At 64.5% G+C, this 20,793-nt stretch carries 22 protein-coding genes; 16 read left to right on the top strand and 6 right to left on the bottom strand.

Annotation, left to right across the window (positions count from 1 at the left end):
• Positions 1–6: 6 nt before the first annotated feature.
• Positions 7–1,221 carry an NADP-dependent isocitrate dehydrogenase gene (locus STE01S_RS14200; protein ID WP_003040174.1) on the bottom strand — a complete coding sequence of 405 codons (1,215 nt, stop codon included), beginning with the start codon at positions 1,219–1,221 and terminating at the stop codon, positions 7–9.
• Between the two features lie 146 nt (positions 1,222–1,367).
• Here STE01S_RS14200 and STE01S_RS14195 point away from each other — a divergent pair, with 146 nt between their 5' ends.
• Complete coding sequence (locus STE01S_RS14195) at positions 1,368–2,102, top strand: phosphatidylserine decarboxylase (RefSeq protein ID WP_003040171.1); 735 nt, start codon at positions 1,368–1,370, stop codon at positions 2,100–2,102.
• A complete protein-coding gene (locus tag STE01S_RS14190; RefSeq protein WP_062768765.1) occupies positions 2,102–2,875 on the top strand; it encodes a CDP-alcohol phosphatidyltransferase family protein in 774 nt (257 codons plus the stop codon). Before STE01S_RS14195 ends, STE01S_RS14190 begins: the two co-directional genes overlap by 1 nt.
• On the opposite strand, the gene STE01S_RS14185 is transcribed toward STE01S_RS14190, so the two are convergent.
• A complete protein-coding gene (locus STE01S_RS14185; protein WP_058812614.1) occupies positions 2,859–3,107 on the bottom strand; it encodes a hypothetical protein in 249 nt (82 codons plus the stop codon). The two genes, STE01S_RS14190 and STE01S_RS14185, sit on opposite strands and share 17 nt — an antisense overlap.
• 322 nt (positions 3,108–3,429) lie before the next feature.
• Between STE01S_RS14185 and rpsB the strand changes: the two genes are divergently transcribed.
• From rpsB to rpmE, 12 genes are all read left to right on the top strand, one after another.
• The gene (gene rpsB, locus STE01S_RS14180) at positions 3,430–4,239 is read left to right on the top strand and encodes a 30S ribosomal protein S2 (protein ID WP_003040161.1); all 810 of its coding nucleotides are present in this window, start codon (positions 3,430–3,432) and stop codon (positions 4,237–4,239) included.
• Between the two features lie 130 nt (positions 4,240–4,369).
• Positions 4,370–5,296, top strand: coding sequence for a translation elongation factor Ts (gene tsf / locus STE01S_RS14175; RefSeq protein WP_062768762.1), 927 nt, complete (start codon positions 4,370–4,372; stop codon positions 5,294–5,296).
• 115 nt (positions 5,297–5,411) lie between these two features.
• Positions 5,412–6,134: a UMP kinase gene (gene pyrH, locus STE01S_RS14170; protein ID WP_062768759.1), complete on the top strand. Its 723-nt coding sequence runs from the start codon at positions 5,412–5,414 to the stop codon at positions 6,132–6,134.
• Between the two features lie 23 nt (positions 6,135–6,157).
• On the top strand, positions 6,158–6,712 hold the full coding sequence (gene frr / locus STE01S_RS14165) for a ribosome recycling factor (RefSeq protein ID WP_003040152.1): 555 nt from the start codon (positions 6,158–6,160) through the stop codon (positions 6,710–6,712).
• A gap of 122 nt (positions 6,713–6,834) precedes the next feature.
• Positions 6,835–7,521, top strand: a complete 687-nt coding sequence (gene uppS / locus STE01S_RS14160) for a polyprenyl diphosphate synthase (RefSeq protein ID WP_003040149.1) — start codon at positions 6,835–6,837, stop codon at positions 7,519–7,521.
• A 3-nt stretch (positions 7,522–7,524) separates the two neighbouring features.
• Positions 7,525–8,202, top strand: coding sequence for a phosphatidate cytidylyltransferase (locus STE01S_RS14155; RefSeq protein WP_003040145.1), 678 nt, complete (start codon positions 7,525–7,527; stop codon positions 8,200–8,202).
• Between the two features lies 1 nt (position 8,203).
• Complete coding sequence (locus STE01S_RS14150; RefSeq protein ID WP_058812615.1) at positions 8,204–9,364, top strand: 1-deoxy-D-xylulose-5-phosphate reductoisomerase; 1,161 nt, start codon at positions 8,204–8,206, stop codon at positions 9,362–9,364.
• Positions 9,357–10,490, top strand: a complete 1,134-nt coding sequence (gene rseP, locus STE01S_RS14145) for an RIP metalloprotease RseP (protein WP_003040139.1) — start codon at positions 9,357–9,359, stop codon at positions 10,488–10,490. The genes STE01S_RS14150 and rseP overlap by 8 nt, the downstream gene beginning before the upstream one ends.
• A gap of 73 nt (positions 10,491–10,563) precedes the next feature.
• Positions 10,564–13,227 carry an outer membrane protein assembly factor BamA gene (bamA, locus tag STE01S_RS14140; protein WP_062768756.1) on the top strand — a complete coding sequence of 888 codons (2,664 nt, stop codon included), beginning with the start codon at positions 10,564–10,566 and terminating at the stop codon, positions 13,225–13,227.
• Positions 13,227–13,910 carry an OmpH family outer membrane protein gene (locus STE01S_RS14135; protein ID WP_062768753.1) on the top strand — a complete coding sequence of 228 codons (684 nt, stop codon included), beginning with the start codon at positions 13,227–13,229 and terminating at the stop codon, positions 13,908–13,910. The genes bamA and STE01S_RS14135 overlap by 1 nt, the downstream gene beginning before the upstream one ends.
• A 6-nt stretch (positions 13,911–13,916) precedes the next feature.
• Positions 13,917–14,390: a 3-hydroxyacyl-ACP dehydratase FabZ gene (gene fabZ, locus STE01S_RS14130; RefSeq protein ID WP_062768750.1), complete on the top strand. Its 474-nt coding sequence runs from the start codon at positions 13,917–13,919 to the stop codon at positions 14,388–14,390.
• A 139-nt stretch (positions 14,391–14,529) separates the two neighbouring features.
• Entirely contained in the window at positions 14,530–14,757 is a 228-nt protein-coding gene (gene rpmE, locus STE01S_RS14125) for a 50S ribosomal protein L31 (RefSeq protein ID WP_003040127.1), read from the top strand.
• A 33-nt stretch (positions 14,758–14,790) separates the two neighbouring features.
• Here the strand turns inward: rpmE and STE01S_RS14120 are convergent, their stop codons facing one another.
• On the bottom strand, positions 14,791–16,263 hold the full coding sequence (locus tag STE01S_RS14120; protein ID WP_062768747.1) for a glycerol kinase: 1,473 nt from the start codon (positions 16,261–16,263) through the stop codon (positions 14,791–14,793).
• Positions 16,264–16,596: 333 nt separating this feature from the next.
• On the opposite strand from STE01S_RS14120, the gene STE01S_RS14115 reads away from it, so the two are divergent.
• Both STE01S_RS14115 and STE01S_RS14110 read left to right on the top strand, forming a co-directional pair.
• Positions 16,597–17,985, top strand: a complete 1,389-nt coding sequence (locus tag STE01S_RS14115; protein WP_062768744.1) for a DEAD/DEAH box helicase — start codon at positions 16,597–16,599, stop codon at positions 17,983–17,985.
• Positions 17,986–18,034: 49 nt separating this feature from the next.
• Positions 18,035–19,078, top strand: a complete 1,044-nt coding sequence (locus tag STE01S_RS14110) for an alpha/beta fold hydrolase (protein ID WP_062768741.1) — start codon at positions 18,035–18,037, stop codon at positions 19,076–19,078.
• Here STE01S_RS14110 and STE01S_RS14105 read toward each other — a convergent pair.
• From STE01S_RS14105 to STE01S_RS14095, 3 genes are all read right to left on the bottom strand, one after another.
• Positions 19,023–19,784, bottom strand: a complete 762-nt coding sequence (locus STE01S_RS14105) for an alpha/beta fold hydrolase (protein ID WP_255265963.1) — start codon at positions 19,782–19,784, stop codon at positions 19,023–19,025. The genes STE01S_RS14110 and STE01S_RS14105 overlap by 56 nt on opposite strands.
• A gap of 58 nt (positions 19,785–19,842) precedes the next feature.
• Complete coding sequence (locus STE01S_RS14100) at positions 19,843–20,088, bottom strand: hypothetical protein (RefSeq protein ID WP_040589328.1); 246 nt, start codon at positions 20,086–20,088, stop codon at positions 19,843–19,845.
• Between the two features lie 184 nt (positions 20,089–20,272).
• Positions 20,273–20,746: a hypothetical protein gene (locus STE01S_RS14095; protein ID WP_003040108.1), complete on the bottom strand. Its 474-nt coding sequence runs from the start codon at positions 20,744–20,746 to the stop codon at positions 20,273–20,275.
• Between the last annotated feature and the right edge of the window lie 47 nt (positions 20,747–20,793).

Below are 20,793 nucleotides of genomic sequence, written 5' to 3'. Positions count from 1 at the left end.
GCTGGCTCAGGCGCCCATCTTCTTTTCGAGATTTTCGACGATCGCTTCGAAGAAGCCCTCGGTGGTCAGCCAGTTCTGATCGGGACCGATCAGCAGGGCGAGATCCTTGGTCATCTTGCCGCTTTCGACGGTTTCGATGCACACACGCTCAAGGTCTTCGGCAAACTTCGTCACCTCGGGCGTGCCGTCGAGCTTGCCGCGATGCTTGAGCCCGCCGGTCCAGGCAAAGATCGACGCGATCGGGTTCGTCGAGGTCGCCTTGCCCTGCTGGTGCATGCGGTAGTGGCGGGTGACGGTGCCGTGCGCGGCTTCGGATTCCACGGTCTGGCCGTCGGGCGTCATCAGCACGCTGGTCATCAGGCCGAGCGAGCCGAAGCCCTGTGCCACCGTGTCCGACTGGACGTCGCCGTCGTAATTCTTGCAGGCCCAGACGAACTTGCCCGACCATTTGAGGGCCGAGGCGACCATGTCGTCAATCAGGCGATGCTCGTAAATGATGCCGGCTGCTTCGAATTTGGCCTTGAATTCGTTCTGATAGACTTCCTCGAACAGATCCTTGAAGCGGCCGTCATAGGCCTTCAGGATCGTGTTCTTGGTCGACAGATAGACGGGCCAGCCGCGCGCGAGGCCATAATTCATGCTGGCGCGCGCGAAATCGCGGATCGAATCGTCGAGATTGTACATCGCCATCGCGACGCCGGACGAGGGGAACTGGAACACTTCCTCGTCGATGATCGTGCCGTCCTCGCCTTCGAACACCAGGCGCAGCTTGCCGGGGCCGGGGACGCGATAGTCGGTGGCGCGATACTGGTCGCCGAAGGCGTGACGGCCGACGACGATGGGGTCGGTCCAGCCGGGGACGAGGCGCGGGACATTCTTGATGACGATCGGTTCGCGGAACACGACGCCGCCCAGGATGTTGCGGATCGTGCCGTTGGGCGACTTCCACATCTTCTTGAGGCCGAATTCCTCGACGCGCGCTTCGTCGGGGGTGATCGTCGCGCACTTCACGCCGACGCCATATTTCTTGATCGCATTGGCGGCTTCGACGGTGATCTTGTCGTCGGTGCGGTCGCGCTCCTCGATGCCGAGGTCGTAATAATGCAGGTCGACGTCGAGATAGGGCAGGATCAGCCGTTCGCGAATCCACTGCCAGATGATCCGCGTCATTTCGTCGCCGTCGAGTTCGACGACCGGGTTGACTACCTTGATCTTGCCCATGCTGCTGCCTTTTCCTTGGGGAGTCGAATTGCAGGGGGCCTTAGGCAAAGCCGGGGCAATGTTCAACCGCCCTGGTGCCGTCCCACGAGCGGGCGGGGCGGGATAAGCGATTGTCAGTGCCCGATGCGCGGCCTAGAACAATCGCCATGTCCACCACCATCTCTTCCAACCGCCCCGGCGGCGGCATCAAGTGGCGCTGGCCGTCGATTCACCCCGAGGGCCGCAAATTCCTGTTGATCGCGGCGATCGTCACCGTCTGTTTCTGGCTGCTCGGCTGGGAAATCGCCGGCTGGCTGATGGCCGGAATCACCGCGTGGGTCGGCGCCTTTTTCCGCGACCCGGTGCGCGTGACGCCGACCAGTGCCGACCTGGTCATCGCACCCGCCGACGGGCTTGTCACCCAGATTGCCGAAGTCCCGCCCCCGCCCGAAATCGCTGGGGCCGACGGGCTGGGCGATGCGCCGATGCTGCGCGTATCGATCTTCATGAGTGTGTTCGACGTCCATATCAATCGCACCCCGGTTGCCGGGACGCTGCGCAAGCTGGTTTATATCCCCGGCAAGTTCGTGAACGCCGATCTCGACAAGGCGAGCGAGGAAAACGAGCGCCAGCATTTCGTTGTCGAACGCGCCGACGGGGTGCGCATCGGTTTCACCCAGATTGCGGGGCTGGTGGCGCGGCGCATCATGCCCTTCGTCAGCATGGGAACCGAGCTTGCGACAGGCCAACGCGTCGGCCTGATCCGCTTCGGCAGCCGTGTCGATGTCTATCTGCCGCAGGGTACGGCGCCGCAGGTGTTGCTGGGGCAGCGCACGCTGGCCGGCGAAACGATTGTTGCCCGGCTCGGCAAGGGCGACACGATCGACGGCATCGGGCAATAATGGCGGGCGATCGCGATCCGCGGACGGGCGTCGACCCGCGCCGTATCGGCGGCATTCCGCTGCGTGCCTTTGCGCCCAACGCGATTACCGCGCTCGCCCTGTGCTTCGGCCTGACCGGGGTTCGTTTCGCGATCGGCGAGGAATGGGAAAAGGCGCTGGCGGCGGTGATCTTCGCCGGGGTGCTCGACGGAATGGACGGGCGCATCGCGCGCCTGCTGCGCGCGCAGAGCAAATTCGGCGCCGAACTCGATTCCCTCTCCGACGTCATTGCCTTCGGCGTCGCGCCGGCGATGATCCTGTTTCTGTGGTCGCTGGACGACGCGCCGAAATTCGGCTGGACCGCAGCGCTGGCGCTCGCGGTCGGCTGCGCGCTGCGGCTGGCGCGGTTCAATTCGCGGATGGACGCCGATGTCCAGCCGCACAAGTCGGCGGGCTTCAACACCGGCATTCCGGCGCCTGCGGGGGCGGGACTTGCCTTTGTTCCCGTCTATCTCTGGCTTTCGACCGGCAGCGACCTGTTCCGCGAATGGTATGTCGTCATGCCGTGGGCGCTCGGCGTCGCGATGCTGATGATCTCGGCAATCCCGACATACAGCTGGTCGTCGATCCGCCTGCGCCGGTCGTGGCGGCTGTTCGCGCTGGCGGGGGTGGGGCTGCTCGGCGCGGCGCTCGTCACCGCGCCGTGGCCGACCTTGCTTGCGATCTGCGTCTTCTATGTCGCTCTGCTGCCCTTCGGACTTGCGAGCTACGCGAAAGTCAGGCGGCGCGGCTGATCAGCGGTTGAACGCGAACCGGGGTGCGAACGCCTCGCGGCATGTCGCGGCGGCGTAGCGGCACGACGGTCGCGGCCGGGCCGGTCTGGGGGGATGAGCCGTGCGGGAAGGCGCCTTCGCCGGCAAGCGCCGACAAGATCGCATCGCCATTGGTGCGCAGCATGGCGAGAATCACCAGCACACCCAGTCCGGCGGCACTTGCGAAGAGAAGAGCGGCGGCGACCTGAACCATTTTCTTGTCCTTTCGGCTTCCCTGTGCGAAACCTTTGCCCGGAGCTACGGTTTTGCTGACCTTTTCGTTCCATGTTCTCTATTTGTTCTCAATGCTAATGCGGCGAAGCGTTATGTTTTGTCGATGAGTTGAGTCGGGCGCGGCGCAAGGCGCACCGAGCGGGCAGGGCGGCTAATCGACGCTTGGGCCTTGCTTTTCGCGGGCAAGCCGTCTAACGGCCCGCCCATTCCACATGGAAGGCGCACATACCGGTGCCGGGATGATTCCCTAGCGGATCGCTCGGTTCTTGCCTTTCAGAGGACTAACCGGAAGGAGAAAGACTATGGCGGCTCCTGTCGTCACGATGCAGAATCTTATCGAAGCTGGCGCCCACTTCGGCCACCAGACCCACCGTTGGAACCCGCGCATGAAGCCGTATATCTTCGGCGCGCGCAACGGCATCCACATCCTCGACCTGTCGCAGACCGTGCCGCTCTTCGCGCGTGCGCTCGACTTCATCTCGTCGACCTCGGCCGCCGGCGGCAAGGTGCTGTTCGTCGGCACCAAGCGCCAGGCGCAGGGCCCGATCGCCGATGCGGCCCGCGCTTCGGGTCAGCACTTCGTCAACCACCGCTGGCTGGGCGGCATGCTCACCAACTGGAAGACGATCTCGAACTCGATCAAGCGCCTCAAGTCGCTCGAAGAACAGCTTTCGGGCGACACCTCGGGTCTGACCAAGAAGGAAGTGCTCAACAAGACCCGCGAACGCGACAAGCTCGAGCTCAGCCTCGGCGGCATCCGCGACATGGGCGGCATTCCCGACGTGATGTTCGTGATCGACGCGAACAAGGAAGAGTTGGCGATCAAGGAAGCCAACGTCCTTGGCATCCCGGTCGTCGCGATCCTCGATTCGAACGTCTCGCCCGATGGCATCGCTTTCCCCGTTCCGGCGAACGACGATGCGGCGCGCGCGATCCGTCTTTACTGCGAAGCGGTTGCCCAGGCGGCGACCCGCGGCGGCCAGCAGGCCCGCGCCGATCGCGGCGAAGATCTGGGCGCAGCGGTCGAACCCGTTGCCGAGCCCGTGCTGACCGAGGACGAACAAGTCCCGGCCGAAGCGGCTGCCGAAACCGAGCGCCAGGCCGACGCCTGAGCCCGTGCGGCATGACGGGGCGGCGCGCCGATCGGCGGTCGCTCCTGTCATCCCTTTGACTTATCGCCCCGCCATGCGCGCGGGCGTCCCGCGGGTCCAATTGCGCCCGCCCTTTTGAAAGGAACATCCGATGGCTGAAATTACGGCCGCTCTCGTGAAGGAACTGCGCGACCGCACCGGCGCAGGCATGATGGACTGCAAGAAGGCGCTTGCCGAAAACAACGGCGACATCGAAGCGTCGATCGACTGGCTGCGCACCAAGGGCCTCGCCGCCGCCGCCAAGAAGGCCGGCCGCGTCGCTGCCGAAGGTCTGGTCGGCGTTGCCGCCGACGGCACCAAGGGTGCCGTCGTCGAAGTCAACAGCGAAACCGATTTCGTTGCCAAGAACGAACAGTTCCAGGCGTTCGTTCGCGACGTGACGCAGGTCGCGCTCGCCGAAGGCATCACCGACATCGAAACGCTCGCCGCCGCCGGCTACCCGACGGGTGGCACGGTCGCCGAACAGCTCACCAACAACATCGCCACGATCGGCGAGAATCAGTCGCTGCGCCGCGCCGCGATCCTGTCGGTGAACTCGGGCGTCGTGACCGGCTATGTCCACAACGCCGCGTCGCCGGGCATGGGCAAGATCGGCGTGCTCGTCGCGCTCGAATCGACCGCTGGCGCCGACGTTCTCGAACCGCTGGCCAAGCAGCTTGCGATGCATGTCGCCGCCGCCAACCCGCTGGCGCTGAACGGCGATGATCTCGACGCCGATCTCGTCGCGCGTGAACGGGCGATCGCGGAAGAAAAGGCGGCCCAGTCGGGCAAGCCGGCCGAGATCGTCGCGAAGATGGTCGATGGGTCGATCGCCAAGTTCCGCAAGGAAAATGCGCTGCTGTCGCAGCTCTTCGTGATGGACGGCAAGACGCCGGTCGCCGAAGTCGTTGCCGCTGCGGGCAAGGATGTCGGCGCGACGATCACGCTGACCGGCTTCATCCGCTTCCAGCTCGGCGAAGGCATCGAGAAGGAAGAGAGCGACTTCGCCGCCGAAGTCGCCGCCGCCGCGGGCGTCTAAAAGAAGAACCGGATTGCTGCGCCTGGGGCGCCGCAGTCCGCTTGGCAATGGCGCGCACTCTCTCTAGGGTGCGCGCCATTCGCATATTACGAGTTTGCAAGAGGTTCCCCCCGACATGGCATTGCCCGGCATGAAACGCATCCTGCTCAAATTGTCGGGCGAGGCGCTGATGGGGCCGACGCCCTTCGGGATCGATCCCGAAACGGTCGCGAGCATGGCGGCCGAGGTCAAGGAAGCGAAGGATCGCGGCCTCGAAATCTGCCTCGTCATCGGCGGCGGCAATATCTTTCGCGGCATGGCGGGGGCGGCCAAGGGCATGGACCGCGCACAGGCCGACTATATGGGCATGCTGGCGACGGTGATGAACGCGCTTGCCATGCAGAATGCGCTCGAGCAGCTCGGCGTCCAGACCCGCGTCCAGTCGGCGATCGAGATGGACAAGGTGTGCGAACCGGTGATCCGCCGCCGCGCCGAACGCCACCTCGAAAAGGGCCGCGTTGTCATCTTTGCCGCGGGCGTCGGTGCGCCCTATTTCACGACCGACAGCGGCGCGGCGCTGCGCGCGGCGGAAATGAAATGCGACGCGCTGCTGAAAGGCACCAGCGTCGATGGCGTCTATAACGCCGATCCGAAACAGGATCCGAGCGCGGTGCGCTACGACAGCCTGAGCTATGACCGTGTCCTCGCCGACAATCTGAAGGTGATGGACGCGAGCGCCGTGGCCTTGTGCCGCGACAACAATATTCCGATCGTCGTGTTCAACATTCGCGAAGCCGGAAATCTGGCGCGGGTGCTGGCCGGCGAGGGCGTCGCCACCGTGGTCGGCGGCGCGGCCTGAAACGATCAAGAGAGGAAAGACAGATGGCGAAATATGACAAGGCCGACCTGGAGCGCCGCATGCACGGCGCGGTCGAATCGCTGAAGCACGACCTTGCGGGGCTGCGCACCGGCCGCGCCAATTCGGCGCTGCTCGATCCGGTGACGGTCGAGGTCTATGGCAGCCATATGCCGCTCAACCAGGTCGCCTCGGTCAGCGCGCCCGAACCGCGCATGCTGGCGGTGCAGGTGTGGGACAAGTCGAACGTCGGCCCGGTGGACAAGGCGATCCGCTCGGCCGGGCTCGGCCTCAACCCGATCGTCGATGGCCAGCTTCTCCGCTTGCCGATCCCTGAAATGACGCAGGAACGCCGCAAGGAATTGTCGAAGCTTGCCGGGCAATATGCCGAAAAGGCGCGCGTCGCCGCTCGCAACGTCCGCCGCGACGGCATGGACAATCTGAAGCAGGACGAGGCGAAGAAGGAAATCAGCGAGGACGAGCGCAAGCGCGCCGAAACCGAAGTGCAGAAGCTGACCGACGCGACGATCGCCGAAATCGATGCGGCGGCGGCGGCGAAGGAAAAGGAAATTCTGGGCTAGTGCTCCTCCGCGCTACCCTCTCGGCCGTTCGGGCTGAGCCTGTCGAAGCCCCGTCCTTTTCTTGCCCAGCAAAGAACGGCCCTTCGACAGGCTCAGGGCGAACGGAGTCTTAGGCTTTTCCGGTGTCCGAAACGCATCACGGTGCCCGCCATGTCGCCATCATCATGGATGGCAACGGCCGCTGGGCCAAGAAGCGCCACCTGCCGCGCATCGCCGGTCATCGCGCGGGGGTCGAGGCGGTGCGCACGATCGTGCGTGCGGCCGGCGACCTGGGGATCGAGGCGCTGACCCTCTATGCCTTTTCGTCCGAAAACTGGAAGCGGCCCGAGGACGAGGTCAGCGATCTGATGGGCCTGCTCAAGCGGTTCATCGTCAGCGATATCGACGAATTTGCCGCCAATGACGTGCGGCTCAAGATCATCGGCGATTGGCGCGCGCTCGCGCCCGATGTCGTCGCACTGATCGAGGATGCGATCGCGCGCACCGCGCATAACCGGCGCACCACGCTGGCGGTCGCGCTCAATTATGGCGCGCAGGATGAACTGGTGCGGGCGGCAAAGGCCGCGGCGGCGGAAGGCGAGATCAGTGCCGAGACGATCGCGGCGCATCTCGACACCGCCGACATGCCGCCGCTCGACCTGTTGATCCGCACGTCGGGCGAAGTGAGGCTGTCGAATTTCCTGCTGTGGCAGGCGGCTTATGCCGAGCTTTATTTCACCGATCGGCTATGGCCCGATTTCAAACCCGCCGACCTCAAGGCGGCGCTCGATCATTTTGCGGCGCGCGAGCGCCGTTTCGGAGGATTATAAGGCATGGCGGGCGCAGCTAAGTCGGATCTGTGGGTGCGCATCGGGTCGGCGATCATCCTGTTCGCGATCGCCGGCACCGCTCTGTGGTTCGGCGGCATCGCCTTCGGCCTGCTCCTGCTCGTCGGCGGCGCGCTGCTGCTGGTCGAATGGTTCCAGCTCGTCCGCGCGATGGGGCTCGGCAGCGGCGGCAAGGCGGCCTTCTCGGCGCTCGGATTGCTGCTCGTCATCGGGGCGATCGGTGGGCTCTGGTATATCCGGCAGAATCTGGGGATGACGGCGGCGCTGTGGGTGTTCGGCATGGTCTGGGCGACCGACATCGGCGCCTATTTTGCCGGACGCGCCTTTGGCGGCGCGCGGCTCGCGCCGACGATCAGCCCTTCGAAAACCTGGTCGGGGCTCGTCGGCGGCATGATCGCGGCGTTGATCGCCAGTGCGACGATCGGCGACCGCGGCCAGATTATCGGTGTCCCGCTGTGGATCGGCCTGTTCATGGGCCTCCTCGCGCAGCTCGGCGACCTTGGCGAAAGCTGGATGAAACGCCGCGCCGGGGTCAAGGATTCGGGCAAGCTGATTCCGGGGCATGGCGGCATTTTCGACCGCGTCGACGGCCTGCTGCCGGTCGCGCTCATTCTCGGTGCGCTCGCCGTCGCGGGCCAGATCGCGGTCCGGGCGGCCGGCTGACATGCGCCGCCTCTCGGTCTTTGGCGCAACGGGTTCGGTCGGGCAATCGGCCCTCGACCTCGTACGCCGCGACCGCGATGCATGGCAGATCGTCGTGCTCAGCGCCAACAGCGACGTTGCCGAACTGGCGCGTCTGGCGCGCGAGTTCACCCCCGAAGTCGCCGTGATCGGCGATCCCGCGCGTCATGACGAACTCAAGACGGCGCTGGCGGACACGCATATCGGCGTGGCGGCGGGCGCCGACGCATTGGTCGACGCTGCGCGGTTGCCGGCCGATCTCGTACTCGCCGCGATTGTCGGTACCGCCGGGCTCGCGCCTACGATGGCGGCGATCGAAGCCGGGTGCGACGTGGCGCTCGCGAACAAGGAATCGCTGGTGTCGGCGGGCGAGTTGATGATCGCGGCGGCGCAGCGGTCCGGCGCGACGATCCTGCCGGTCGATTCCGAACATAATGCGATTTTTCAGTGCCTGGCGGGCGGGCGCCTTGATCAGGTGCGACGCATCATTCTGACCGCGAGCGGCGGCCCGTTCCGCACCATGTCGGCCGAGGCGATGGCGCGCGTCACCCCGGCGCAGGCGGTCGCGCATCCCAATTGGTCGATGGGCGCCAAGATCAGCGTCGATTCGGCGACGATGATGAACAAGGGCCTCGAACTGATCGAGGCGCATCATCTCTTTCCCGTCGGCCTCGACCGGATCGAAATCCTCGTTCACCCGCAATCGGTGATCCACAGCCTTGTCGAATATGTCGATTGTTCGACGCTGGCGCAGCTTGGATCGCCCGATATGCGCATTCCGATCGCGAGCGCGCTCGCCTGGCCGCAGCGCATGGCGACGCCGTGCGCGCCGCTCGATCTTGCCGCGATCGCGCGGCTCGATTTCGAAGCGCCCGACGAAGCACGCTTTCCGGCAACGGCGCTGTGCCGCGCCGCGATCGCCGAGGGCGGCGCGCGGCCGGCGCAGCTCAACGCCGCCAACGAGGTGGCGGTCGCCGCCTTCCTTGCGGGGCGGATATCCTTTCCGGCAATCATCGACACGGTAAAGCGCGTCCTCGATGCCGATGCGCCCGCCGTGCCGGGTGCGCTTCAGGACATATTCAGCGTCGACGCCGCATCCCGCGCGGCCGCGCAGCATTTTGTGGACCAACTCGAACATGCTTGAGTCGCCCGGTTTCCTGTTCACCATTCTTGCGTTTCTGGTCGTGCTCGGCCCGCTCGTGTTCGTGCACGAATATGGCCATTACATCGTCGGCCGCTGGTGCGGGGTGAAAGCCGACACCTTTTCGATCGGTTTCGGGCGCAAGATCCTCGGCTGGACCGACAAGCGCGGCACCGAATGGAAGATTGGCTGGCTGCCGCTCGGCGGCTATGTCCAGTTCGCGGGCGACCGCGATGCGGTGAGCCAGCCCGACGCCAACTGGCACAATATGCCCGCCGAAGAACGCTCGCACAGCTTTCCCGCGCAGCCGGTCTGGAAACGCGCTCTCATCGTGCTCGCGGGGCCGGTGACCAACTTCCTGTTCGCCATCGCGATCTTTGCCGCCTTCAACATGGCTTATGGCGTGCCGACGACGCCCCCCGTCGTTGGCGCGGTGGAGCCGGGCAGCGCGGCCGAAGCCGCCGATCTGCGGGTCGGCGACCGGATCGTGGCGATCAACGGCGGCGCGATCGAGAAATTCGACGACATTCCGATGGCCGTGGCCTTCGACCTTGGCAAACCCGCCGAGCTTGCGATCCAGCGCGGCGGCGAACGCATCGATGTGCTGCTGCGGCCGCGCGTCATCACCGAAACCGATCGCTTCGGCAACAAGGGCGAACGCGCGGTGATCGGCATCCGATCGGGTGAGATTGCCTTGGAACCTGTCAATCCGCTCGCGGCCGTTCAGGCTGGCGCGGCCCAGACCTGGGGTATCGTGCGGTTGACTGGGGATATATTGGGGCAATTCCTCACCGGGCAGCGGTCGGTCAAGGAAATGGGCGGCCCGCTCAAGATCGCGAAACAATCGGGCGAGATGGCGACGCTGGGGCTTTCCAGCCTGATCTTCTTCGTCGCGTTCGTTTCCATCAATCTGGGGTTCATAAATCTGTTGCCATTGCCCATGCTCGATGGTGGCCATCTGCTTTTCTACGGCTATGAAGCAATTCGGCGGCGGCCGGCGCCGCCGCAGGCGCAGGAGTGGGCGTTCAGATTCGGTTTTGCGGTGATCGTAACGTTGATGCTGGTCGTGACTTTCAACGATTTGGGCTCAATTGGCGTTTGGGACAGGATCGCCCGCTTGATTGGATAGCCAGACTAAGGCAGGGAGAGCGCGCACTTGGGCCGGAGCGGGGCCTGGGCGCAGGGATACGGATTTTTGCGGGATGAACGGTGTGGCTTCACAGAAATTTTCGGCACGGACGCGACTGACCGCGGTGCTTTTGACCGGGTCGATGCTGGCGTGGCCGGTTGCGGCGCTGGCTCAGGTCGCCCCGCCGCCGGTGACATCGACGCTGCCCGTTCCGCCGACCGAGGCGGCACCGACCGCGGCGACGATCAAGACGATCACCGTCGTCGGCAACCAGCGGCTCGAGGCGCAGACGATCCTCTCCTATCTGCGCCTGCGCGTGGGGCAGCCCTATGACCGTTCGGTACTCGACCAGGCACTCAAGGATCTGGCGTCGACCGAATTGTTCAAGGATTATCAGATCAGCGACGACAATGGCGCGCTGACGATCCAGGTGACGGAAAACCCCGTCATCAACCGCGTCATCCTCGAAGGCAACAAGCGGCTGAAGGAAGACAAGATCCGGCCCGAGATCAAGCTTGCGCCGCGTCAGATTTTCACCCGCTCGAAGGTCCGCGCCGACGTCGCGCGCATCATCGAACTCTACAAGCGGCAGGGCCGCTTCGCCGCGACCGTCGACCCCAAGATGGTCCAGCTCGATCAGAACCGCGTCGATGTGGTGTTCGAGATCGACGAAGGGCCGAAGTCGAAGGTCCGCCAGATCAACATCATCGGCAACGAACAGTTCAGCGACGGCGAACTGCGCGGCGAAATGGCGACGAAGCAGGCCAGCCTCGGCAATATCCTGTCGTCGAACACGACCTACGATCCCGATCGTCTGGCCTATGACCAGCAGAAGCTGCGCCTCTTCTATCTCCAGCACGGCTATGCCGACTTCCGCGTGATTTCGGCGGTGGCGGAGCTGACCAGCAACAAGCAGGACTTCATCATCACCTATGTGGTGGAGGAAGGCGAGCGCTACAAATTCGGCGACATCGACGTGAAGAGCCAGCTGCGCGACTTCAAGCCGGAGACGCTGAAGCGCCTGCTGCCGATGAAGACGGGCGACTGGTACGACGCCAAGCTTGTGGAAGATACAGTGGAAAGCCTGAGCGAAACCGCCGGCCTCTTCGGCTATGCCTTCGCTGACATCAATCCCCAATTCCGCCGCGATCCCGAAACGCGGACGATGGCGATCACTTTCGACGTCGGCGAAAGCCCACGCACCTATGTCGAGCGCATCGACGTCAACGGCAACACGCTGACGCATGACAAGGTGGTGCGCCGCGAGTTTCGCCTTAACGAAGGCGACGCCTTCAACAGCTTCGGCGTCAAGCGCACCGAGAACCGCCTGAACAGCCTTGGCTATTTCCAGGACAAGTTGGAGATCGAGCGCAAGGAAGGCTCGACCCCCGATCGCATCATCCTCGAAACCAATGTCGAGGAAAAGCCGACGGGCGAATTGTCGCTTTCGGCCGGTTTCTCGTCGATCGAGAATTTTCTGCTCCAGGCGTCGATCCGCCAGCGCAACTTCCGCGGTCTCGGCCAGCAGCTTCAGGCGTCGGTCAATTATTCGAGCTATTCGAAGTCGGTCGAGCTTGGCTTCACCGAACCCTATCTGTTCGACCGCAATATCTCGCTCGGCGGCAGCATCTATCGCCGTGACCTCAACTCGTTCAACTTCATCAACAACAACCGCCAGACGACCTTCCAGCAGGTTACGACGGGCTTCCAGGTCAATATGGGTGTTCCGCTTACCGAATTCATGTCGGTGTTCGGTCGTTATAGCCTCAATCTAGACGATGTGACGCTCGACAAGAATCTCTATTATTTCGGCGGAAACTGCGACCCGCTGATCGCCGGCCGCTATCTTTGCGACGCGATCGGCAAGCGCACGACGTCGCTGGTCGGTTACACCATCGCCTATGACGATCGCGACAATCGCCTGCGCCCGACGCGCGGTCAGTCCTTCACGCTGGGACAGGATTTTGCCGGGCTTGGCGGCAGTGTTCGATATGTCCGGACGACCGCAACGGCGAGCAAGCATTTCAGGCTCAGCGGCCAGCTCATTCTGAATATCTCTGCCGAAGGCGGTTACATCTATCCGCTCGGCAGCGCACCAAGCCCGAACAGCGACAAGGTGCGCCTGACGGACCGCTTTTTCCTCGGCGAACCGCAATTGCGCGGGTTTGACATCCGCGGCGTCGGCCCGCGCGTCGTGCGCTATGGTAATGTCAACGTGATTGATCCGGCGAACCCGATCCTCGACACGTCGAATAATGCGCGTGTTGACGATGCTCTGGGTGGTCGCGCCTATTATAAGGGGCGCTTCGAAGTCGATATCCCGCTCGGGAGCGGCGCGAAGGAGCTGGGACTTCGGCCTTCGGTGTTCCTTGACTTTGGTTCGGTCTGGGGTGTGAAGCGGCCGACGCTGACTACGCTTGCCGATTTCAAGGATCCGTCAGATAATTTGACGAAATACAAGTGCCGCAACGCCTCGACCGGGGATACGAAATTCGCGACACTGACGACCGGCACCACGATTTACTCGACCTGCGAGCTCGAGAATGGTTATGTCCCCTTGGCACCGTTCGAGGAACGCTATCTGGGCGACAGCTGGAAACCGCGTGTGGCGATCGGCGCCGGCGTCAACTGGAACTCTCCGTTTGGTCCTTTCCGGATCGACTTCGCTTACGCCCTCCGCAAAGAAGAGGGTGACGATACGAAACGCTTCTCATTCAATGTAGGAACACAATTCTGATGAAGAAAATTATTGCCGCTTCGGCGCTCGCCATTGCCGCGCTTTCGGTTTCGCCGCTTCTGTCGGCTCCGGCCATTGCACAGGCAAAATCGGTCGCGCTCGCCGACGTTCGCGTTGCGGCCTCGCGTTCGAACGCCTTCACTGTCGCATCGCAGCAGATCCAGACGACCTACAAGGCGCAGATCGACCAGCAGGAAACCCGCGGTCAGACGCTGCAGGCCGAACTGAACGTGCTGGTGGCGAAATATAATGAAGAAGCGAAGAAGACGCCGCAGAATCAGGCTGCGCTCCAGGCCGCTGCCAAGGCCGTGCAGGACAAGCGCCAGTCGGCTTCCGCCGAGCTTAACAAGATCGGCGAACCTGTCGACCTCGCGATCGCCTATGTTGAGGATCAGATCAGCGTTCGCATGAACGAGGCGATCCGCGCCGCGATGACCGCCAAGAAGGTCGACCTGCTGCTGCAGCCCGACGCCGTGCTGGCGCGCGACCCGAGCACCGACATCACCGATGCGGTCGTTACCGAACTTAACCGCATTCTGCCGAACGTGTCGATCACGCCGCCGGCGGGTTACAAGCCCGGCCAGCTCGTGCAGCAGAAGAACCAGCAGGCGATGGACCAGGCACGCGCCGCCGCGGCGACCCAGCCGGCCGCGTCGGGCGGCACGCCGCCGGTCACCCGCTAAGCGCGCATGACCGACAGCGATGACAAGACGATGGGTCCGGCGGATATCCGCCGGATCCTGAGTCTGCTTCCGCATCGTTACCCGATGCTGCTCGTCGACCGCGTCGAATCGATGATCCGCGACATCAGCATCCATGCGGTGAAGGCGGTCACGATCAACGAGCCCTTTTTCCAGGGTCATTTCCCCGGCCGGCCGATCATGCCCGGTGTCCTCATTATCGAGGCGCTGGCGCAGGCGGGCGGGGTGCTCGCGATCGAATCACTGGGCCTCGCGGGATCGGGCAAGCTCGTCTATTTCATGGGGATCGACGGGGTTAAGTTCCGCAAACCCGTGGAGCCGGGCCATCTGCTCGACCTGCATGTCACGATCCTGCAGACCAAGCGGAACATCTGCAAGTTCGAAGGCCGGGCGATGCTGGGCGATCAACTGGCAACCGAATGCCAGTTCACCGCAATGATCGCCGATCCGCCGAGCGATTGAATGATACGCGCCCGCCCGGCCATGCGGCGGGTTGCAATTCCTTCCGTTCGTCGTTAGGGGCAGCCGCTTCGCGGCCCCCTGCGGGGATCGTACCGACTCACGCCGCTGGTCGGAAACCAGCGGCACAGGAGCTTAAGACATGAAAAAAGACATCCATCCGGCCTATCACATGATCACGGTCAAGATGACCGACGGCACCGAATATCAGACGCGCTCGACCTGGGGCAGCGAAGGTGACGTGATGACGCTCGAAATCGACCCCACCGCGCACCCGGCGTGGACCGGCGGCAACCAGCGCCTGCTCGATCAGGGCGGCCAGGTCGCCAAGTTCAACAAGCGCTTCGGTGGCCTTACCCTCAAGCGCTGATCGACGTCGCCCCCGCGAAGTCGGGGGCGAAGATCAGGTCAAGATTTTCGCGAGCGCGCTTTGCCAGCCGGCAAGGCGCGTTTTGCGTTGCGCGTCGTTCAACGCCGGGATGAAGCGTGTCGCACGCCCGCGCATCGTCCCCGCTGCGGTGGCGAGGTCGGGGTAGAGTCCGGCGCCACAGGCAGCCAGCATCGCGGCGCCGAGGGCGGTGCTTTCGACAAATTCGGGTCGCTCGACGATCAAGGCGAGCATATCGGCCAGATCCTGCGCCATCCAGTCGTTCGCCGCCATGCCGCCGTCGATCCGCAGATCGGCCCAATCGACGCCATCGGCCGCGAAGGCGGCTTTCAGATCATGCGCCTGATAGGCCTGCGCTTCCAGCGCGGCGCGGGCGACATGCGCCTTGCCACTCGCGAAACTCAGCCCCGATATCGCAGCGAGCGCATCGGGTCGCCAGTGCGGTGCACCCAGTCCTGCAAGCGCGGGGACCAGATAGACACCGCCATTATCCGGAACCGAGCGGGCCAGCGCCTCGCTCTCACCTGCGTTCGCAAGCAGGCCGAGGCCGTCACGGAGCCACTTTATCAGGCTTCCCGCCACGAATACCGATCCTTCGAGCGCATAGCTGCGGCGCCCGTTTTCCTGAACCAATATGGTCGCGAGCAGCCGGTTGGCCGAATGCGGCCGTTCCGTGCCGCTCGCCGACAGGATGAAGGCGCCGGTGCCGAAGGTTGCCTTGGTCTGTCCCGGGTCCAGACAGGCCTGGCCGATCGTTGCCGCCTGTTGGTCGCCCGCCATCCCCGCAATCGGGATCGCGCCGCCGAACAGCTCCGGGTCGGTGGTGCCGACCGTTGCGGTGCAATCGACGATTTCGGGCAGCAGTCGCATGGGAACGCCGAACAGGTCGCACAGGCCGCCGTCCCAGCCCCCGTCGCCGTCGATCGCCATCAACAGCGTGCGTGAGGCATTGGTCGCGTCGGTCACATGCGCGCCGCCGGTCAGGCGATAGACGAGATAGGATTCGATCGTCCCGACGGCGAGCCGATCGCCCGCCGGGGCCAACTGCGGCCAGTTGCGCAGCGCCCAGCCGATCTTGCTGCCGGAAAAGTAGGGATCGAGCAGCAGGCCGCTCTTGGCCTGCACCGCCGGTTCGTGCCCGGCCTCCTTGAGCTTCGCGCAATCGGCGGCGGTCCGCCGATCCTGCCACACGATTGCGGGGGCGAGCGGCCGGCCGGTCGTCCGGTCCCAGAACACGATCGTTTCGCGCTGGTTGGTGATGCCGATCGCGGCGATATTGGCCGCGCCACCGGCCTTGTCGATCATCGTGCGCGTGCACGCGAGGGTCGCCTGCCATATTTCCTCGGCATCATGTTCGACGAGGCCGGGGCCCGGATAATGCTGGCGAAACTCGCGCTGCGCGCTGCCGAGCGGCGTGCCGCTCGCGTCGAAAAGCATGGCGCGGGTCGATGTCGTGCCTTCGTCGATGACGATAATCTTTTCCGGCATGGCGCTCCCGCTCTCCCCTTCATTCGGTCTTGCAGGAACAAGATCAGCACGAACTGGCGAGGGGGGCAATCCCGGCCCGAGCAATCATCTTGCAATTTCGCGTAATATTCGCCATATGCTTGTGCAGCGCAGCATGGCGGACTTCACCGCCGCAACCACCGGCAGCGTGATTTTCCCGCCCGAGGCGCCGTAAAGGCCGCCAGCGCGGGACGAGCCGGCACCGCGCTTTGTCCCTTGAGGCACCCTTTCACGCGGGTCGTTTCGAACCCGCGGCCGTGCGCCGTCCGTTCGATGCGAACGGGCGCTGCGCGCGTCGCCCATTGTGAGTATGTTATGACAAGTTTCAACGACTTTGGCCTGCACGCCGACATCAATCGCGCGCTTGCCGCCAAGGATTATACAACCCCGACCCCGATCCAGACGCAGGCGATCCCGCCGCTAATGAAGGGCCGCGATCTGTGTGGCATCGCGCAGACGGGTACTGGCAAGACGGCCGGTTTCTCGCTGCCGTCGATCCACCATCTGCTGACCTATCCGCATCGCGCCAATCCGCGCGGCTGCCGCATGCTGGTGCTGGCGCCGACGCGCGAGCTCGCGGCGCAGATTGCGCAGAGCTGCCGCGACTATGGTCGTTTCACCAAGCTGCGCGTTTCGACCGTGTTCGGCGGCGTGCCGATCAACAAGCAGATTCGTGACCTTGCGCAGGGAGTCGATATTCTCGTCGCCACCCCGGGCCGCCTGCTCGACCTGATCGATCAGCGCGCGCTGCGCATGGACGATGTCGAAATCTTCGTCCTCGATGAAGCCGACCAGATGATGGACATGGGCTTCATCCATTCGCTGCGCCGTGTTGCCAAGCTGCTGCCGTCGCGGCGCCAGAATCTCTTCTTCTCGGCGACGATGCCGAAGGAGATTGCGGGCCTTGCCGATCAGTTCCTGAACGATCCGGTCACCGTGTCGGTCGCGCCGCAGGCGACGACTGCCGAAAAGATTCGCCAGCGCGTGACCTTCGTCGAGCAGAAGGAAAAGCAGGCGCTTCTCCACCATGTGCTGCGTAGCGAGGACATCGACCGCGCCCTGATCTTTACGCGCACGAAGCACGGCGCCGATCGCGTCGTCCGCCATTTAAAGGGCGCGGGCATCGAGGCCTTTGCGATCCACGGCAACAAGAGCCAGGCGCAGCGCACGACCGCGCTGCAGGCGTTCCGTTCGGGTCAGGTCCGTTTGCTCGTCGCGACCGACATTGCGGCGCGCGGCATCGACGTGTCGGGGGTCAGCCATGTGATCAATTTCGAGATCCCGAACGTCCCCGAACAATATGTTCACCGCATCGGCCGCACGGCGCGCGCCGGAGCGGAGGGTGTTGCGATCAGCTTTGTCGCGCCTGACGAGCGCCCCTATCTGCGCGATATCGAACGCGTGACGCGGACCAAGGCCGAGCCGGCGAAGCTGCCCGACAATTTCGGCGAGATGGTTCGCAATCTGCCCAAGCCGGCACAGCCGCCGCGCGACACCGGCAGCAAGGGTCGTGACCCGCAGCGCCAGCGCGACGATGCGCAGCGCCGCAAGGGGCATGGCGAGGGCGGTTCGCGCGACGGCGGCCATCGCGGCCCGCGCCGCGAGGCAGCGGCCGGCGACGGCGCACAGCCGCAGCGCAAGCGTCGCTTTCGTCCGCGCGGCGGGGTCGGGGCGCACAAGGGATCGGTGAAGCGGGTCGGTTGACGCCCGCCCCCGGCACGCTAGGTTTGCGCGCGGGTCGAGGGGACGGACGATGATCGACGACGACGAATATGAACCACTGCCGCCGCGGCGGCCGCTCTTCCGCCGCAAGCGGGTGCTCATCCCGCTGGCGGTGTTGCTCGTCATCGCCGCGATCTTCCTTGCGCTGCGCACGCCCGACGCCGACCGCGATGCCATGATCGCCAAATATGGCGGCCCCGACGCGAGCTTCGCGGCGGGGCCGGCAGGGCAGCGAATCCATTATCGCGATCAGGGCAGGCGCGACGGCCGCGCCATCGTGCTGCTCCACGGGTCGAACAGCAGCCTCCAGACGTGGGAACCGCTCGTCAAAAGGCTCGGCGGCGATTACCGGATCGTGACGCTCGATCTGCCGGGGCATGGCCTGACCGGCGGCACGCCCGACAAGGATTACAGCGCTGCGGGGATGATTGCCGCGGTTGATGTGGTGGCGGCCAAGCTCGGCCTCGATCATTTCATCCTGGGCGGCAATTCGATGGGCGGCTGGGTGGCGTGGCGCTATGCGCTCGCCGAGCCGGGACGCGTCGATGCGCTCCTGTTGCTCGATGCGGCGGGCATGCCGCTGCGAAAAGGCGAAAAGGCGCCCGAATCAAATCTCGGCTTCCGGCTTCTCAAAAATCCGGTCGGACGCTGGCTCGCCGGACAGATCACGCCGCGCTCGCTGGTCGAAAAGTCGCTCCGTCAATCGGTCGCGAAAACCGGCATCGTCGATGATGCGATGGTCGACCGCTATTGGGAGTTGCTCCGCTTTCCGGGCAATCGCGAGGCGACGGCGCTGCGCGCCACGCTCGACAGCGAGCCCGCGATGGCCGACCGGATCGGCGAGATAAAGGTGCCGGCGCTCATCCTTTTCGGCAAGCAGGACCGGCTGATCAACCCGAGCGCCGCGCTAACCTTTCACGACCGGATTGCGGGATCGGAGGTCGTTCTGCTCGACGATGTCGGCCATCTGCCGATGGAGGAAGCGCCCGACGCCACCGCGATGACGATCGCGGATTTCCTTACGCGGCGGCTTGCTCCGCCGTCGCCTCTGCCGGCTGCTCCAGAAAAGCGCTGATCCGCGCCGCCGTGTTCGCGGCGTGGGTGAAGGGGAAAAGGTGCGACCCTGGCACGACTTCCAGTATCGCGCCGTCGATCAGGTCGGCGATCGCCTGGCCGTGCGCCGCCGGCACGACGCCGTCGCGCCGCCCCATCAGGATCAGCGTCGGCATGTTCTTGAGCTGCGGCAGCATAGGCGCACTGGTCCAGCCGGCCATCGCCATCGCCTGATAGGCCAGGCCAAGCGGCGTTGCGGTGGGAAGCTTCAGTCCGCTCGCCAGCATGTCGTCGTCGAGCAGTGCGGCCCAGCCGATTCCCGGCGCCCCCACGCTCGGCGTCGTTGCCATCAGGATCATGCGCCGGATGCGCGCCGGAAATTGCACCGCGATCTGCTGCGCCAACGCACCGCCCCAGCTGAAGCCGGCAAGGTCGAGCTGCGGGTGACCGAAGCGTTCGGCAATCTCCATCACGATCGCGGCCATTGTCGGGGCGGTATAGGGAAGGATTGCGTCGGGCGACCCGCCGACGCCGGGCATGTCGAGCGTCCACACCTCGCGCCCATGTATCTGCGCAAGCAGCGGTGCCGCGGCGGCGATGTCGGCGCCAATCCCGTTGAGGAACAGCAACGGCACCCCGGTGCTGCCTTTACGCCAGCGCGCCGTGCGAAGTGCGAGGCCATAAAGATGTTCGGTGCCGATGACCGGGCGGCCGCTGATCCTGCTCATGCCCATGGCTTTGGCATGTTTTGGACGTGGACGGAAGCGCCTCGCCAGTTTCCTGACCCTAGCCGGCGGGTGGCTCGGTGGCCCGCCTTTCGGCCTGTTCGTAGCGCAGGCAGTCGAAGATTTTGGCGCCAGCAAGAAATACCGAGCCGCTGCACGCGACGAGCAGCAACTGGCCGCCGTACCCCGGAAATTCATGGAGATAGGCTGTTCCGCGCGCCATGGCACCCGCCGCCAACGCATAGATGATCAGGCAGGCCTCGAACCTGGTCTTGATGATAAACAGCCGTCCGATTTTCTTCAGCATCGCCACCATCCGAAGCAAGGGATGTGCCAGTGGCGCAAATCGGGGATTCGCCGCCACCAGCTTATGGTAAACTGTAAGTTAATCCGACATGTTAGGGAAGGGCGGCGGTAATTGCCCGTCTATGAAGCGGGTTTCGGGGGTAGGCACCGGGCGTGGCCATGCCGGAACGGGAATCCGGCTTGGCCTACGCGCCGATCAGATATTTGAAGCCGTTCAGCGCAACCACGCGGTCGTCCTCACAAACCGGTGCGGCGATCAGACGGACCCAGCGTGGTTTGCGCCGCGACGCTTCGATTGCGACATCAAGGGTGAAGCCGCGACGATGGGTAATCGCGTACGCGCGCAGTCTTTCCATCGCGGCGCGCGATTCCTCGCGATAGAGCGCGACGGCATCACTGCGCGCAACTTCGACGCCGCGCGGCAGGCCGAAGATGTCATAGACTGTGTCGGACCAGACAAGATGATCGTCGGCAAGGTCGCAGGTCCAACTGCCGACGCCGTGGCGCTCCATGACCGCAGCAGCGTCGTCGTCGTCCGTCGCTGGCGTGCGGCCCGGCGGACGGATCGATCGCCGGTCGACCCAGCCCAGATCGAAATGATGTCCCCGCTCGAAAAGCGGCCAGCTGTGATGCAGCGGTAGAGGGTATTGATGACGCACGCGAATCCGATCCTTCACCCCCAAGTCTAGGCGGCCCATATTAAGGA

The sequence above is a fragment of the Sphingopyxis terrae subsp. terrae NBRC 15098 genome (assembly GCF_001598815.1).
GTDB classification, from domain to species: Bacteria; Pseudomonadota; Alphaproteobacteria; order Sphingomonadales; family Sphingomonadaceae; genus Sphingopyxis; species Sphingopyxis terrae.
Note: the sequence above shows the minus strand (reverse complement) of the source record. Positions and strands in the feature narration are given on the sequence as shown.